This window comes from uncultured Hymenobacter sp. (assembly GCF_964242765.1).
In the GTDB taxonomy this organism is placed as follows: domain Bacteria; phylum Bacteroidota; class Bacteroidia; order Cytophagales; family Hymenobacteraceae; genus Hymenobacter.
In genome coordinates, this window is record NZ_CAXTBM010000026.1 from 41288 (window position 1) to 55588 (window position 14301).

The 14301-nt window shown below is 55.7% G+C and carries 11 protein-coding genes; 6 read left to right on the forward strand and 5 right to left on the reverse strand.

What is annotated here, in order from left to right:
• Window positions 1-428 precede the first annotated feature (428 nt).
• Window positions 429-2354, reverse strand: coding sequence for a DNA topoisomerase IV subunit B (locus tag ACFE7X_RS12700; RefSeq protein WP_375436040.1), 1926 nt, complete (start codon window positions 2352-2354; stop codon window positions 429-431).
• Between the two features lie 194 nt (window positions 2355-2548).
• Between ACFE7X_RS12700 and ACFE7X_RS12705 the strand changes: the two genes are divergently transcribed.
• Window positions 2549-3733, forward strand: a complete 1185-nt coding sequence (locus tag ACFE7X_RS12705) for an AI-2E family transporter (protein ID WP_375436041.1) — start codon at window positions 2549-2551, stop codon at window positions 3731-3733.
• Window positions 3734-3850: 117 nt separating this feature from the next.
• On the opposite strand, the gene ACFE7X_RS12710 is transcribed toward ACFE7X_RS12705, so the two are convergent.
• On the reverse strand, window positions 3851-4852 hold the full coding sequence (locus ACFE7X_RS12710) for a hypothetical protein (RefSeq protein ID WP_375436042.1): 1002 nt from the start codon (window positions 4850-4852) through the stop codon (window positions 3851-3853).
• A gap of 382 nt (window positions 4853-5234) precedes the next feature.
• Between ACFE7X_RS12710 and ACFE7X_RS12715 the strand changes: the two genes are divergently transcribed.
• From ACFE7X_RS12715 to ACFE7X_RS12725, 3 genes are all read left to right on the forward strand, one after another.
• The gene (locus ACFE7X_RS12715; protein WP_375436043.1) at window positions 5235-5708 is read left to right on the forward strand and encodes a PA2169 family four-helix-bundle protein; all 474 of its coding nucleotides are present in this window, start codon (window positions 5235-5237) and stop codon (window positions 5706-5708) included.
• A gap of 244 nt (window positions 5709-5952) precedes the next feature.
• Window positions 5953-7473 carry an exonuclease domain-containing protein gene (locus tag ACFE7X_RS12720; RefSeq protein WP_375436044.1) on the forward strand — a complete coding sequence of 507 codons (1521 nt, stop codon included), beginning with the start codon at window positions 5953-5955 and terminating at the stop codon, window positions 7471-7473.
• A 183-nt stretch (window positions 7474-7656) separates the two neighbouring features.
• Window positions 7657-7830 carry a hypothetical protein gene (locus tag ACFE7X_RS12725; RefSeq protein ID WP_375436045.1) on the forward strand — a complete coding sequence of 58 codons (174 nt, stop codon included), beginning with the start codon at window positions 7657-7659 and terminating at the stop codon, window positions 7828-7830.
• 59 nt (window positions 7831-7889) lie between these two features.
• Here ACFE7X_RS12725 and ACFE7X_RS12730 read toward each other — a convergent pair whose 3' ends face one another.
• Together ACFE7X_RS12730 and ACFE7X_RS12735 are read right to left on the reverse strand one after the other, a co-directional pair.
• Complete coding sequence (locus ACFE7X_RS12730) at window positions 7890-8324, reverse strand: hypothetical protein (protein WP_375436046.1); 435 nt, start codon at window positions 8322-8324, stop codon at window positions 7890-7892.
• A 66-nt stretch (window positions 8325-8390) separates the two neighbouring features.
• Window positions 8391-10001 carry a hypothetical protein gene (locus tag ACFE7X_RS12735; RefSeq protein ID WP_375436047.1) on the reverse strand — a complete coding sequence of 537 codons (1611 nt, stop codon included), beginning with the start codon at window positions 9999-10001 and terminating at the stop codon, window positions 8391-8393.
• A 202-nt stretch (window positions 10002-10203) separates the two neighbouring features.
• On the opposite strand from ACFE7X_RS12735, the gene ACFE7X_RS12740 reads away from it, so the two are divergent.
• Window positions 10204-11802, forward strand: coding sequence for a hypothetical protein (locus ACFE7X_RS12740; protein ID WP_375436048.1), 1599 nt, complete (start codon window positions 10204-10206; stop codon window positions 11800-11802).
• Window positions 11803-11994: 192 nt separating this feature from the next.
• Here the strand turns inward: ACFE7X_RS12740 and ACFE7X_RS12745 are convergent, their stop codons facing one another.
• Window positions 11995-13125, reverse strand: a complete 1131-nt coding sequence (locus tag ACFE7X_RS12745) for a DNA topoisomerase IB (RefSeq protein ID WP_375436049.1) — start codon at window positions 13123-13125, stop codon at window positions 11995-11997.
• A gap of 349 nt (window positions 13126-13474) precedes the next feature.
• Here ACFE7X_RS12745 and ACFE7X_RS12750 point away from each other — a divergent pair, with 349 nt between their 5' ends.
• Window positions 13475-14287 (forward strand): M48 family metalloprotease, encoded by an 813-nt coding sequence (locus tag ACFE7X_RS12750; protein ID WP_375436050.1) that lies wholly within the window; start codon window positions 13475-13477, stop codon window positions 14285-14287.
• Window positions 14288-14301 lie beyond the last annotated feature (14 nt).

Consider the following 14301-nt stretch of genomic DNA (forward strand, 5'->3'; position numbering starts at 1 on the left):
TATCTATACGTGACAGCGCCTTCCTCAAAGTTCCTAATTTTTTTAGTTATTACAAAGTACCTATGGTGCTCATTTCATTGGCTCACTCGCTAATTTCGAGTGAAATTGAAGCTAATTCAGGTATTCTTTTTACCAATAATATTAGCACACAGCTTTCCTAATATATCCATCCCAACTCTTGCGCTTTAGCCAGCATGGATAAATGAGTTTCTTGTTGGAGTGGTAAGAGTTTGGGATGGTGCTGGTCTTGCCCGGTCTGGCTGTTTCTGGCAAGTCTTAAACAAGGGCATTCCTTTTCACAGCTTGCAAACATTATGTGCTGCTTTCCTTGTGCCGCCGCCCCGACAGAACAACCTTACCAAGCGGTAAAATCGTTCTGCCGGGGCGGCTAGGTGTGCGCAACAACGGTAGTTGCCGGTTGACTGTCTTTATGCCAAATCTTCTTCCGCTACTTCCGCCACTGGCAGCACATCGGAAGTCACCAAGTCCTTCTCCAGACGCAGGTTTTCGATGATAAACTCTTGGCGGGCCGGCGTATTCTTGCCCATATAGTAGTTAAGGACTTGCTGAATGCTGCGGTCCGATTGCAGAATCACGGGCTCCAGCTTGATGTTGTCGCCAATGAACTTGCCAAACTCCTCGGGCGAAATCTCGCCAAGGCCTTTGAAGCGCGTCACCTCGGGGTTGCGGCCCAACTGGCGCATGGCGTTTTGCTTTTCCTGCTCGTTGTAGCAGTAGATGGTGGTTTTCTTGTTGCGGACGCGGAAGAGCGGCGTTTCTAGGATGAACACGTGGCCGTTGCGCACTAAGTCAGGGAAGAACTGTAGGAAGAACGTAAGCAGCAGCAGCCGAATGTGCATGCCGTCTACGTCGGCGTCGGTAGCTACTACCACGCGGTTGTAGCGCAAGCCTTCGATGCCTTCCTCGATGTTGAGAGCGTGCTGAAGCAGGTTTAGCTCTTCGTTTTCGTAGACGATCTTTTTCTTTAGCCCGAAGCAGTTCAGCGGCTTACCGCGCAAGCTAAATACGGCTTCCGTTTCCACGTTGCGGCTCTTGGTGATGGAACCCGAGGCCGAATCGCCTTCCGTGATGAAGAGCGTGGTTAAAGCTTCCTGTTCCTGCTTGCCGTCGCCGAGGTGGAAGCGGCAGTCGCGGAGCTTGCGGTTGTGTAGGTTGGCTTTCTTGGCGCGCTGGTTGGCCAGCTTTTTCACGCCGGCCATGTCCTTGCGCTCCCGCTCGTTCTGCTCGATGCGCTTGCGCAGGGCCTCAGCCGTAGCTTGGTTCTTGTGCAAGTAGTTATCGAGGTGCTCCTTTACGAAGTCCAAAATAAAGCCACGCACTGTTGGGCCATCGGGGCCCATGTTCATCGAGCCCAGCTTGGTTTTGGTCTGGCTCTCAAACACTGGTTCCTGCACCCGCACCGAAATAGCCGCCACGATGGAGCCCCGAATGTCGGCAGCATCGTACTCCTTCTTATAGAACTCGCGCAGGGTTTTCACTACGGCCTCACGGAAAGCTGCTAGGTGCGTGCCGCCCTGCGTGGTGTACTGGCCGTTCACAAACGAATAATACTCCTCGCCGTAGTCATTGCCGTGCGTTAGCGCCACTTCAATGTCTTCCGCCTTCAGGTGGATGATATCGTAGCGGCGACTTTCCTCGTCGATTTTGCGGGAAAGCAAGTCGAACAAGCCTCGCTCCGAGTAATACTTCTGGCCGTTGAAGTTGATGGTCAGCCCGGCATTCAGGTAGACGTAGTTCCAGATCTGATTTTCGAGGTACTCCGGGATGAAACGGTAGTTGCGGAAAATCGTATCGTCGGGCTGGAAGGTGATGAGCGTACCGTTGCGCTGGCTGGTTTTCACCGGCTTGGGGTCCTGCACGAGGTTGCCCTGCGAGAACTCGGCCGACTTCATCAGTCCCTCGCGCACCGACTGCACCAAAAAGTAATTGCTGAGCGCATTAACCGCCTTGGTGCCGACCCCGTTTAACCCAACAGACTTCTGAAAAACTTTACTGTCGTATTTGCCACCTGTATTGATCTTGCTTACCACATCGACCACTTTGCCCAGCGGAACGCCACGCCCGTAGTCGCGCACCTGCACCCGCTGATCGGATATTTTGATGTCGATGGTGCGGCCGTGGCCCATTACGTGCTCGTCAATCGAGTTGTCGATAACTTCTTTCACCAACACATAAATGCCGTCGTCGTAAGCAGACCCATCGCCGAGCTTACCAATGTACATACCGGGACGTAACCGGATGTGTTCGCGCCAGTCCAGCGACCGGATGCTGTCTTCGGTATAACCGTGGTCGGGCACGGCAACGGGAGCAGTGGGTACTTCTTGTTCAGTCATCGAGATAACCAGTAATCTAATTCGAGGTAAAATAACGCAGAAAATAACCGTTTCCGCGCTTTTGTTTCGCTAGCCAAGTTAGCAAAATAGTAGTTCACAACCACGCTTCACGCACCTTTGTTCCCTTATTTAGTTTAGGAATCAAGTTGCAAAAGCATTTTCACAACTCTGTCGCTTACCAATAATTTTAGCACATGCAACCACCCTCAACCCAACATCATTTACCTCCTCCTAGCCAAAAGGTGAGTGCTCCAGTGAAGCAGTCCCCTATTATTCAGTTTGCCTTTTTCATGCTGGGGAGTGTTTTGCTGATTTACGCATTGCGCGTCCTCGACGATATTCTGCTGCCACTCGTTTTTTCGGCTCTGTTTGCGCTGCTGCTGCTGCCGCTTTGCCGCTGGCTGGAGGACCACCGCGTGGGGCGGGTATGGGCCATTATTCTGTGCTTGCTGTTTCTAGTATTGGTTTTCGCGGGCGTTGTTCTCGGCTTCGGCTCTCAGCTCACGCAGTTCAAAGATGAAATACCGAAACTGCAAGTGAAGCTGATGGAGTTTTTCAACAACGCGCAGGAATGGGCGCATGTGAAATTCGGCTACCAGCCCATGAGCCTAGAGGAAGTGAAAGACTCCTCGATTAAAGCGCTCAAGAAATCAGGCGGCTCATATTTGGGCACTACCCTGAATACCACCTCCGCGGTGTTGGGCAATCTGGCGCAGGTATTCATCTATATTTTCTGCTTGCTGCTCTACCGGGACCATCTGCGGCAATTTATGTTCCGCTTCGTGACACCCGACAAGCGCACATCAGTGCTGCATACCTTTGACAGTATCCAGACGGTAGTGCAGGCCTACATTTCCGGCTTGTTGAAGGTTATTGCCATTGTGGCCATCCTTAATGCTGTTGGGCTGTTGGCTCTGGGAGTAAAGTTTGCCATCTTCTTTGCCATTTTCGCCTCGGTGCTGGCTATCATTCCCTATATCGGCATCATGATTGGGGCCACCTTGCCGGCTATCATCACGCTGGTGGAAACTGGTTCGCCCCTGAAAGCCGCGGGCGTAGTAGGCGTATTCGTGGCGGTGCAGTTCTTGGAAGGCAACTTCATCACCCCCATGATTACGGGCTCCCAAGTAAGTATTAATCCACTAGCCGCCATTCTGGCTCTGATTCTGGGCAACGCTCTGTGGGGCACGCCCGGCATGATTCTCAGCATTCCGCTGATGGCCGTTATCAAAGTAGTACTCGATTCCAATAAAACCACGGAGCCCTGGGGCTTTTTGCTCGGCGATACTGCCGAAGGCGAAGACTCCACTAAACCCGGCAACCAAACACCGAATTTCTTTGGTCGTATGTGGGCCAAACTTCGAGGAGCGCCTTCTTAGAGCGGCCAAACAGATGCTGCCCCTACAATCAAATTAGGCTAAACACAAAGAAGCCCTTGCTGTCTATTCTGATAGCAAGGGCTTCTTTTTTGGGGATTTGCATAACCCCTCGTTCTATTATTCACCTGCTCTTAAATCGAGCAGGTAGGTGTCCAATACTTCTGTGACCGCGCCAAATCCTTCTTTTTGGTTTAGGAGGCCAGCATTTACTGTTCCCGTTCCTTGCTTAGTGGAGGTACCAAACGAGAGGCGCTTGAAGCTGGCTGGTTTCTCTTGGATAAGATGCGTTAGCACCGCATCAACGGCCCCAACTTGTTTGCCGCCGGGGCTGCCCGCAATGTATTGGGTGTGCGCAAAGCCTTGCCGAATATCCTGAAACACCAGCACACCGGCTACCATCTCCCCTGTCACATATGCCACCCACAACTCCACATGGCCGGGGTTCTGGTCGCGCAGGCCGCTGATTTCGGCGAGCGTATGCACGGGCTGCGAGTTGTAGGTTGCCAGCAGGTTGGCGGTGAGCAGTTGCCAAAACGCGGCGTACTCCTGATTGCTGGCTTGGCGCACCACCACGCCGTGGCGGCGGGCTTTGCGCAAGTTGCCGCGCCGCCACGTCCCGATGCGAACAGGCTGCGTTAGATCCACCACTGAGATAAGTTCTCGGGCACTGAGTACAGCGCCCTGCTGATGCAGCCAGTAAGGAAAGCTTTCGGAAGGCAGGCGGCAAAATACCCGCGGTACGGGCCTGACTAGCAGGTGTTGAAACCCTGCCGCCTGCCAGGTTGCGCGCAGCAGGTCTAGCATCACTGCTAGCTCGGCGTACTTCACCCCGGCAACCGTCACGAGACCCCCGTACGTGAGCCCGGGGTGCGCGACCAGCGTAGTCGAAGTTGAGGCGTCGTGGGCAACGGCGGCGGCGAAGATGGCGCGCAGTTTGGTGCCCTGCCATAGCAGCCAAGAGTGGTCGATGAACCGGTCTTGGTGATAGTCCATGAACGAGCGGGCAAACAGGAAGGGCCCGTTGGCGGAAGTCGCCACTAGTGCGTCCCAGGCCGCGGCGTGAGTGGGCGTGTACGCTTCAACCCGAATGGTGTGCGGCAGCAGTATCAGGCTTCTCATAATGCTCGGGGCAACACGGCCAACTCCAGTGAAGCGGCATAGGCCAAGCGGACCTCTCTGGTTTGTAACAACTCCAGCAAACGCAGGGCGGACAGCGGGACTTGAGAAACCTTCATAGGCAACAAAAATAGCAAGCCCAGCAGCACGTGCCGCAGAGCGACAATTAGGACAAAGACCAGCGTCAAAAGTAGAAGTAATCGGACGGACCAGCAACTAGGCTCTTCCTGAGACGATGCTTTAGAATGCCTGCTTGTTTTCGTAGCAAAACTAAATTTTATACTCGTCGGTGGACAACCTGCTACGCGTTAGGTGGGTATACGGACCTAGTAAGCAACTTTGACTGCTTGCTACACTTCTTTTCCACGGACTAAACTTTTCAATCATGGCTGCTATCACCGGCGACACTGCTCGCGCTTACAATGACCTCGTAGAAATCAACAAAACTGCTGCCAAAGGCTATCAGGAAGCGGCGGAAGGTGCTTCTAGTGGCGAACTGAAGGCTAGCTTGAGCAAGATGAGCCAGCAGCGCGCCCAATTCGCTTCCGAGCTAACCCAGCACGCCCAGCAATACGGCATCAATCCAGAAGAAGGCAACACCATAGAAGGCCTCGCAACCGATGCCGCTGCTGCCGTTCACCGGGGTTGGATCAACATCAAATCGGCCATTACGGGTCAAGATGATGCCGCTATTTTGGGCGAGTGCGAAACCGGCGACGCTACCGCCTTGCAAGCCTACGAAACCGCACTAAAATCAACAGAGTTACCCGCCGAAGCCCGTACTGTTATTCAGCAGCAGCACGGCGAAATTTTGTCGGCTAAAAACTGGATTACGCAACAGAAAGCCGTCAGCCGCTAGTCTAGCGTAACTGTCTGTTTGAAAAAAGGCTCGCTTTGTGCGGGCCTTTTTTGCGTTGTAGAGGTTAAGCAAGTACGCAAGCAAAGAAGCAAGTTTGCGGCGGGGTTCGCAAAATCAACTTGCTACAACCAGCTTGAGGGTTGCAGCAACGGGGCATTGCCTTACCTATGCAACCATCCGAAGGGTTATCTTTGTTGTGCTACTGCCTATTTAGCTTATTCCGTTACCCGACACCGCGCCGCATTTGTACGCCATTATCGACCTTGAAACCACTGGGGGCCAGCCTACGCAGGACCGCATCACCGAAATAGCCATTTTTATTCACGATGGCGAGAAGGTGGTGGACCAGTACGAAACGCTGCTGAACCCCGGCCGGTCAATTCCGTTTTTCATCACGCAGCTAACGGGCATCACCGACGATATGGTGCGCGAAGCGCCTAAGTTTCATGAGGTGGCGCGCAAGGTGGTGGAAATGACGGAAGGCTGCGTGTTTGTGGCGCACAACGTACGCTTCGATTATAGTTTTCTGAAGAAAGAATTCGCTGACTTAGGCTACAATTACTCACGCAAAACGCTGTGCACGGTGCGCCTGAGTCGCTCGTTGATGCCCGGCCAGCCAAGCTACAGTTTGGGCAAGCTCTGCCAGAACATTGGTATCCCGCTTAATGGCCGTCACCGGGCCGCTGGCGACGCCGCCGCTACTGCCATCCTCTTCGACCGGCTCCTGAAAATCAGCCAGCAGGACGAGGCCCTCCGCGACCCAACTGTTTCCCCAGCCGATACCTTGGCCGCCGTGGATGCCACTGCCCCCAGTGGCCGACGCCCCGTAGCTGGTGAGAGTGACACCGCCGTAGCAACCAAGCAGCCTTCGGCCCGAAAAATAAAGGCCGTGCAGGACGCTATTCGCACGGCCTTGCTGCCGCCCAACATCACGCCGGCCAAGGTGGCCACGCTGCCGCACGAAGCGGGCGTTTACTACTTCCACAACGAGCAGGGCGAGGTGATTTATGTGGGCAAAAGCATCAACATCTACAAGCGCATCCAGCAGCACTTCGCCATCGACTACAAGTCGCGCAAGAGCATCGAGTTCAAGAACTCTATTGCCGACATCACCTGGGAGCTAACCGGCTCGGAACTGGTGGCCCTGCTCTACGAATCGCACGAAATCAAGCGGCTAAAGCCACTCTACAACCGTGCGCAACGCCGTTCGGTGTTTCCGGCCGGCATTTTCCTGCGCACCGACGAGCTAGGCTACAAGCACCTCTACTACGGCCGGGCCGACGACCACGCCGAATCGCACCCGCTTATTGCCCTCGGCAACCAGTACAAAGCCAAAGGCTTCTTGTTTCATAAAGTTGCCAAATTCAACCTGTGTCAGAAGCTCTGCGACCTGTATAAAACCACCGGCTCGTGCTTCGACTACCAGGTACACCGCTGCAAAGGGGCCTGCATCGGGCTGGAGCCGCCAGTGGAGTACAATGCGCGGGTAGAGCAAGCCATTGAGTCGTTCACCTACGAGCACGGCTCGTTTGTGGTGGTGGGCAAAGGCCGGACCGAGCAGGAAAAAACCGTAGTGCTGGTGGAAAACGGCCGTTATCTGGGCTTTGCGTATGTCGATGAAGCTTTCACAGCTCGTAACATCACCGATTTCAAAGCCGTAATCAAGCGCTACAACGATAACAAAGACGTTCAGCAAATTATCAGACAGTATCTGCGCACCAAGCACAAAGACAAGGTGAAGCTCTTCAAAACCAGCACTCCCTAACAATATCTTGCTGCTTTTACCAGGGCCCCGTCCGCTTGAGGTCGGGGTTTTTGTTGATGCCATGCATCAGTGCTTGCACTTACTGTAAAGTTGCGGGGCATCACATGTATATGTGATAGTGCCGGGTTGGATAGCAGATTAGCTTTACGCTACGAGTATGTGTCATCCTTATCCCCTACTGCTATGAACCAGCTGCTGCCCGCTCCGACCTCCTCTTACGTTGATTATGCACAACGCCGTTACCGCTGGGTGGGCCCTCGGGGCCGCGAATGGTACCGGATGGTATTGCTGACGATAGTTGGTCGTCGGGGCCCACGGCCCGAACTGCTAGCACTCCACGTAAAGCACTTGCTTTAGTTTAGCAAGCGGTCCTGTTGCCATCGGCTCTACGTCCTGCAATTAAGTATGCTGCTTTTTTAGTGGCTTGGTTGCAGGACGTAGCGCTGGCATTCACGCAACCAATCAACGGCCTGGGCTTCGTCGTTGAAGCGCCGCATCTGAAAAGTTTGAGGCGTGCTCTCCAACTGCTGGAATGCAGGCATGGATTCGGTAACCTGCTGGTAGCTCGGCGACAGTAGCTGGCTCAAGTACACCCGCTGACCCATTTGCGGGCTTAATTGCGGAAAGAATTCAAATAGTCCCCAGTTAGTGGTTTCAGAATCGACGGGAAGCCGGCGCCGGCCGTCGAGAAGCCAGTAGGGGCACTTGAAATGCAAGCCTGCCTCTAAGACAACTTGGTACCCTTCCCGTATCTCGGCCGACGAAGTCGGACGCAACCAGCGGGTCACTAGCATGCGCAGATCGTCACGATACGTAATAGTGAGGTAATCAGGAGCGGAAAATTTTTGCATAGACCGAGGAAGAAATACAAAGATAAGTGAATCAGTCAATTTGCGTGCCACTGCGCATCCCTGCCCTCAATAGAGCCGGTGCCGAAGTAGCCATCCGGCGGCATCGAATTCGGTGGCAGCCGGCAAGTATCGTTCCACCTTCACGGCCTGTGGCACCAGCAGGTTGTTGCCGTCGCCACTATCATAAACTGTGATGCGAGTCCGGCGGGGAGCTTCCTTGACGGAAGCTAGCACGGCATCTTGGCCGGCACCATCATACACGCCTATTGTAATGCCCGAGGTGGGCAACGCTTTAAACTCGAAAACATCGGGGCCGCCCAAACCATACAGTTTGAGCGTGCTGGTTTCCCCGACCCGAAATATTCGGCGGCCAATTAGGCTGTCGGGACGGGAAGAGCCCATTTGATACACACTCACCTGCACTTGCTCCGGACCGGGCACTTCCACTACAAACCGTTCCGGCGCGTTGGTGCCTGGTATTTCCACGTTACCAGCCAACAACTTGTAAAACTTGTCGGCTACCAAAGGCAGTTGGTTGCGGCGGCTACGCAGCTTCTCGTCGAACTCCTGACCGGCCAACGCATACACTTCCTTAGGCCACACAGACAAGGCCTCTTTGATTACCGGGTCAGAGAGCTGCAATTGCATAGAATCAGCAATTTGCTTGAAGTCCTGCCGGGTTAAGTAAACCAGCAACGACTTATCCATGGGCTCAGCGGCTCGGTTCAGGCCCGCCACATTGGTTAAGCCGATGTCTTTCTCAAAGGTTTGGTAATTAGACTTCACCCACCCAATGACGTGGGTTAGAAGCCCGTCGTTGAACTTGAAAAAAGCGTGGTCCCGGTCGCGCGGAATGGGCCGGTACCGTACCCCCTCGCCAGTGGTTGGGAAGCTGGCCCAACGCCACTGGTCTTCGCGCCGGCTCCAGTCGCCGAGCCACATATCGAAAAGCCGAGCCCGCAAATAATGCCGCGCTTCCACTCGACATTGTGGGTTGGCGAGCAGGTTGGTGAACACATGGCGCGAACTTACCACCCGGCTGGAGTTGCCGAAGCTGGCCACGTTGTGCTGGTCGCCTTCCGGACGCTCCTCGAACAGGTAGAGTGCATTGGCAAAGTCTCGCTGAAACTTTCCTAGCGCCGGGTCGTTGGCCACGTACACCAGACGCGGGTTGGTATGATACACGCCTACCGCTTCGGCCAGCCGCGGCACAATGTAAGCCCCATACGGATTGATTACGCTGGTTTGGTCTTTCATCAGCCGGCCAATCGGACCATTTCGTAGGCTTTCGGGCAAGGCCTTGGTGGCATCCTTATCAACCGAACGCAATACGTACTGGCGACCATCGGAGGCAACGAGGCGCAGATTTTTGGTTTGGAAAGAACCGCCCTCCTGCACCGGCACCAGCCCGCCCGGCACGGCCGTGCGGAGGTTGAAAACCAACACTTCTACGGGCAGCGCCCACAGTTCCCGGTAATGTTTGCCCCAAAAGAATTGGTGAAGCTTGGACCGTAGATATTGCGTACCGGCTGCCACCCGCACCGTCGAATCGGGTCGGATGTGGGCGGGGATAGGCGGGCCAGAAGGCGCCGCCGGCGCCGAACAGGCTTGGCACAAACTAGCGGCGCACAAACTAGCGGCTAATTGAACTCGGCGCGGAATAAAAATACAGAACACGGAACAAGGTAACAGGCGCCTTTGAGGCCAGCCGCCATCCTTATACCGCAAACCCGCCGTAAGGGGTTGAACCACGCGCCATTTTAGATTGAAAACAAAATTGTCAGGCGACGTTGTCAAAGAAAGGCCGCTTAAACCCAGCCGTTGCTAACAACTCGACTCTATCTCCGTTCAAGGAATCCAGCCGCGCTTTTCGCCCCGCATGACACCTCGCTACCCGTTTGTCTTTTTACTACTGCTCTCCGCGGGTTGCGCCCGCCAGAAGTTTTTCCAGCCCGATGCCCGACCCGATCCTACCCCACTTGCTGCTACCGCCGACAGCGCCCGCGTAACGGCCGGGCGCCATTACCAGCGGGGGCCCATTGGGCGAGTGCTGCTGGGGCCTCATCATCGCTCGGCCTGGGTTGCTCCCGTTACCCTTCCAGTACTGGAATTAGCCTCCATCGTACCGGGCGGCTTGAAGCCCGGCAAAATAGGCGGCGGTTTTCAAACCACTAGCATGACCGTGCTTACCCCGAGCGGGCAAGGGTACGCGTTGCGAACAATCGACAAGAATCCCTATCGTACGCTGCCTAAAGTACTACGACACAGCTTTGTGCTGAACTTAGTGCGCGACGCTACGTCGGCGGGGTATCCGTACGGTGCCTTTGTGGTGCCCCCGCTAGCCGCGGCCGCGGGCATACCCCATACCAACCCGCGGGCTTTTTATGTGCGGGCCGATGAAAATGGCCTGGGAGCAGCGTCGGAACTGTATCAGGGGCGGGTGGTGCTGCTGGAAGAGAAGCTCGAAGGCGAAGCCAACATTGCCGGGCGCTTACCGGGCGCTACGGCCCTGGAAGAAACCGCTGATATGCTGGCCAAACGGTACCAGACCGGTCAGCACACCATCGATGAAGCCACTTTCCTGCGCGCCCGCTTACTGGACTTGTGGCTCGGCGACTGGGACCGGCACGAGGGGCAGTGGACTTGGGCGGCATATGCGCAACCCCGGGGGCACACCCGCTGGACCCCCGTACCTCAGGACCGTGACCAAGTATTTTTTCGTTTCGACGACGGCCTGATTCCCTGGCTAGCCAGCAAAGTGGTCCGTAAGTTCCGCACGTTTGGCCCCGAGTACGAAAGCATAGAAGGCTACACCCGCAACGCCCGTTATCTGGACACCCATGTGCTGACCAGGCAAACGCGCCCCGCTTACTTAGCCACGGCCCTCGACCTGCAAAAGCGCCTCACCGACGCCGTTATCAACCAAGCGGTGCGGCAGGGCTTGCCCCGGGAGGTCTACCAGCGCGAAGGGGCCAGCATGATTGCCGCCCTCCGCTCCCGCCGCGCCGCGTTGCCTGAAGTTGCCGAGGAATTCTACCGGCAACGAACCCGCCACGTACTGGTAGCGGGCACCGACGAAGACGAGCGGTTTGTGGTGGACCGCCTCAACGACACGGCCACGGTGGTTTCGGTGTACCGGCAATTCAAGGCAAGCAACAAGCCGCCCCGCCCCGATTCGCTGTTCTACCGGCGGCGCTTCAACCCTACTGAAACGCACAGCATCGACTTGCATGGCTTGCAAGGCAAGGATGTTTTCGAACTGCGCGGCCAAGTGCGACGCAGCCCGCTCGTGAACATCTACGGCGGGCCGCAGGAAGATGAAGTGCTCGACCACTCGCGCGTGGCGGGCTTGCGCCGCAAAACCCGCTTCTACGACACGGCCCGCAACAACACCTTCGAGCCCGCCCCCGAGCTGAAAGACAAAACCACCCACGGCGTCACCTCCCACGCCTTCGACCGTGACGGCTCGGGGAGGTGACGACCGACTAACCGCAATGATAGTGTTGAGCGGAGCTACGGCTTCTTGATCTGCTTTTAGCTTAAACAAAGACGCCCCCGATGTTCGTACCGACATCGAGGGTGTCTTTGTTTGAGAGACTTTCAAGTTCAAAGAAAATTGCGCCGGCTCCACTTCAAAAACAGTTGCCCGGACGCTGCTACCCGCACTGCCTTATTGTTTTACCGCTTCGCCTTCCAATTCTGCCAGCATGTCGAGTACCATGTGCTCGGTGGGCGTGAGTTGGTCGTTTTCGGAGGGGTCGGCGTCGTGGCGGCGGAGGTAGTCGATGAGCTTATCGGTGTTGAAGAGTTCCACTACCTGGGGGTGAATGTAGTACTTCGAGCAAACGGTGGGCGTGTTACCCAGTTCGTGGGCCACGTCTTGCAAAGCCCGTTTCAAACTTTTGGGCTTCGGGAAGTCGGGCTCTTCGTTGATGACGGTTTCCAGGCATTCCACCATTTTCACGGTGCCGCCCCAGGTCCGGAAATCCTTGGCCGATAGTGCCAGGCCAGTTACCTGCTGCAAATACTCGTTTACATCGCCCGATTCCAACTCGGCCCGCTGGCCGTCGGGGGTGTAGTACTGGAACAAGTGCTGGCCGGGTATTTCCTTGCATTTCTGCACCAGCCGGGCCAGCTTCCGGTCGTGGATGGTAAGGTCGTGGGCCACGCCTTTCTTGCCCACAAACGCAAACCGGACATCGGAGCCCGTTACTTGCACGTGTTTGTCGCGGAGGGTGGTGAGGCCGTAGGTTTTGTTTTCCTTGGCGTATTCCTTGTTGCCGATGCGAATATAGGAGCGGTCCATGAGGGTGAGCACCAGCGCCATTACTTTGGCTTTGTCGAGTTCTGGGCGGGACAAATCCTTTTGCATCTGTAGGCGCAGGTCGGCTAGCTTCTCACCGAAAGCGCGCAGTCGGCTGAACTTGGTGAGGCTCCGCGCTTGGTCCCAGGCGGGATGGTAGCGGTACTGCTTGCGGCCCTTGGCGTCACGCCCCGTTACTTGCAAGTGGCTGTTGGCGGTGTCGGAAATCCACACGTCGGTCCAGGCCGGCGGAATCACGAAGCTTTGAATCCGGGCCAGCGTTTTCTCGTCGGTTATTAGTTCGCCGTTGGCCTTGTGATAAGTGGACGTACCGTCGGGGCCGGGTTGGCGGCTGAGGGCGGGCTTGGTATCGGTGCGGTAGCGCAAGCCAGCCAGTTCGGCCTGCCGGGCGGGGTCTTTGTAAAGCTCGTGCGAATCTTCTAGGGGCGCGAGGCGCTTCTTCTTGGTTTTGGGCCGCGGCGGGGTGGCAGTAGACATAGGAGAACTGAAATAAAACGGAACGCGAAGCGCCAGGGTGGCGGGTGGGTATTGGTGTACGGCAGATAACCAGAAAAGTCTTTCCGGGAGTCTGAGGGTTGCCAGTCGTTCCGGTACCTCAACGGCTCCGCTTCCGCGCCAGGCGTTTCAGTGGCGCAGCACGGCTCTGGTTCTAACTGATTTTTTCTCCCTGATTCCGTGACTGCTAGCTGCTTGAACTTGGGCGTAGCAACTTGGAAGTGGGGCTACCCGTACCGATTTCAGTTTTTCTGGCATCGTTTTTTCTTTCGGGCCGGCAGTTCTACGCTGTTCTTTTCTTCAACCAATCTTCAACCAATTCGCTTTCCTGATGCGCCTTTTCTCTCTCAAACCCTTACTTCTCCTTTCCCTTGCGGCCACCCTCGGGGGCACTGCGGCCTGCACCGACGAAAATGGCAATCCAGTTCTGTTCTCCATTGAAGACGACAAAACTCTCGGAGAGCAAGTAGCCGCTCAAACCGATTCCACATACCGCGCCCAGGGCAAATTGCTGGAGCGTACCAATCCAGCCAACCGTCGGGCCTACGAGTTGCTTGATGGGGTAGTAAACAAAGTACTGAACTCGGGTCAGCTGCAATACCGCAACGAATTCCCCTGGGACGTTAAAATCATCAAGGACGACGCCACGCAAAACGCATTTGCTACGCCCGGTGGGCACATTTACGTGTTTTCGGGCCTGATCAAGTTCTTGGAAGACGAAAGCCAGTTGGCCGGGGTATTAGGCCACGAAATAGCGCACGCCGACCGGCGGCACACGTCGCGGCAGCTTCAGAATGAGTATGGCGTGACCACGCTGCTGGGCTTGCTGCTGGGTGAAAATCCCAACCAACTCGTGCAAATTGCGTCCGGACTAGGTCAATTGAAATTTGGCCGGGACTTCGAGCGGGAAGCCGATGAATACTCGGTTATTTACCTCAACGCAACCACCTATTCCTGCGACGGTGCGGCCGGCTTTTTTATCAAATCTGAGGCCCAGGGCCAGGGTAATCCGCCCGAATTCCTGAGTACCCACCCCAACCCAGGTTCGCGCGTGCAAGCCATTCAGACCAAAGCAGCCGAACTCAAATGCCAAGGCCGCTCCACCTCGAACAACAATTTCAACGAGTTGCAGCGCATCATCTGAGTGCACCCTGCCGC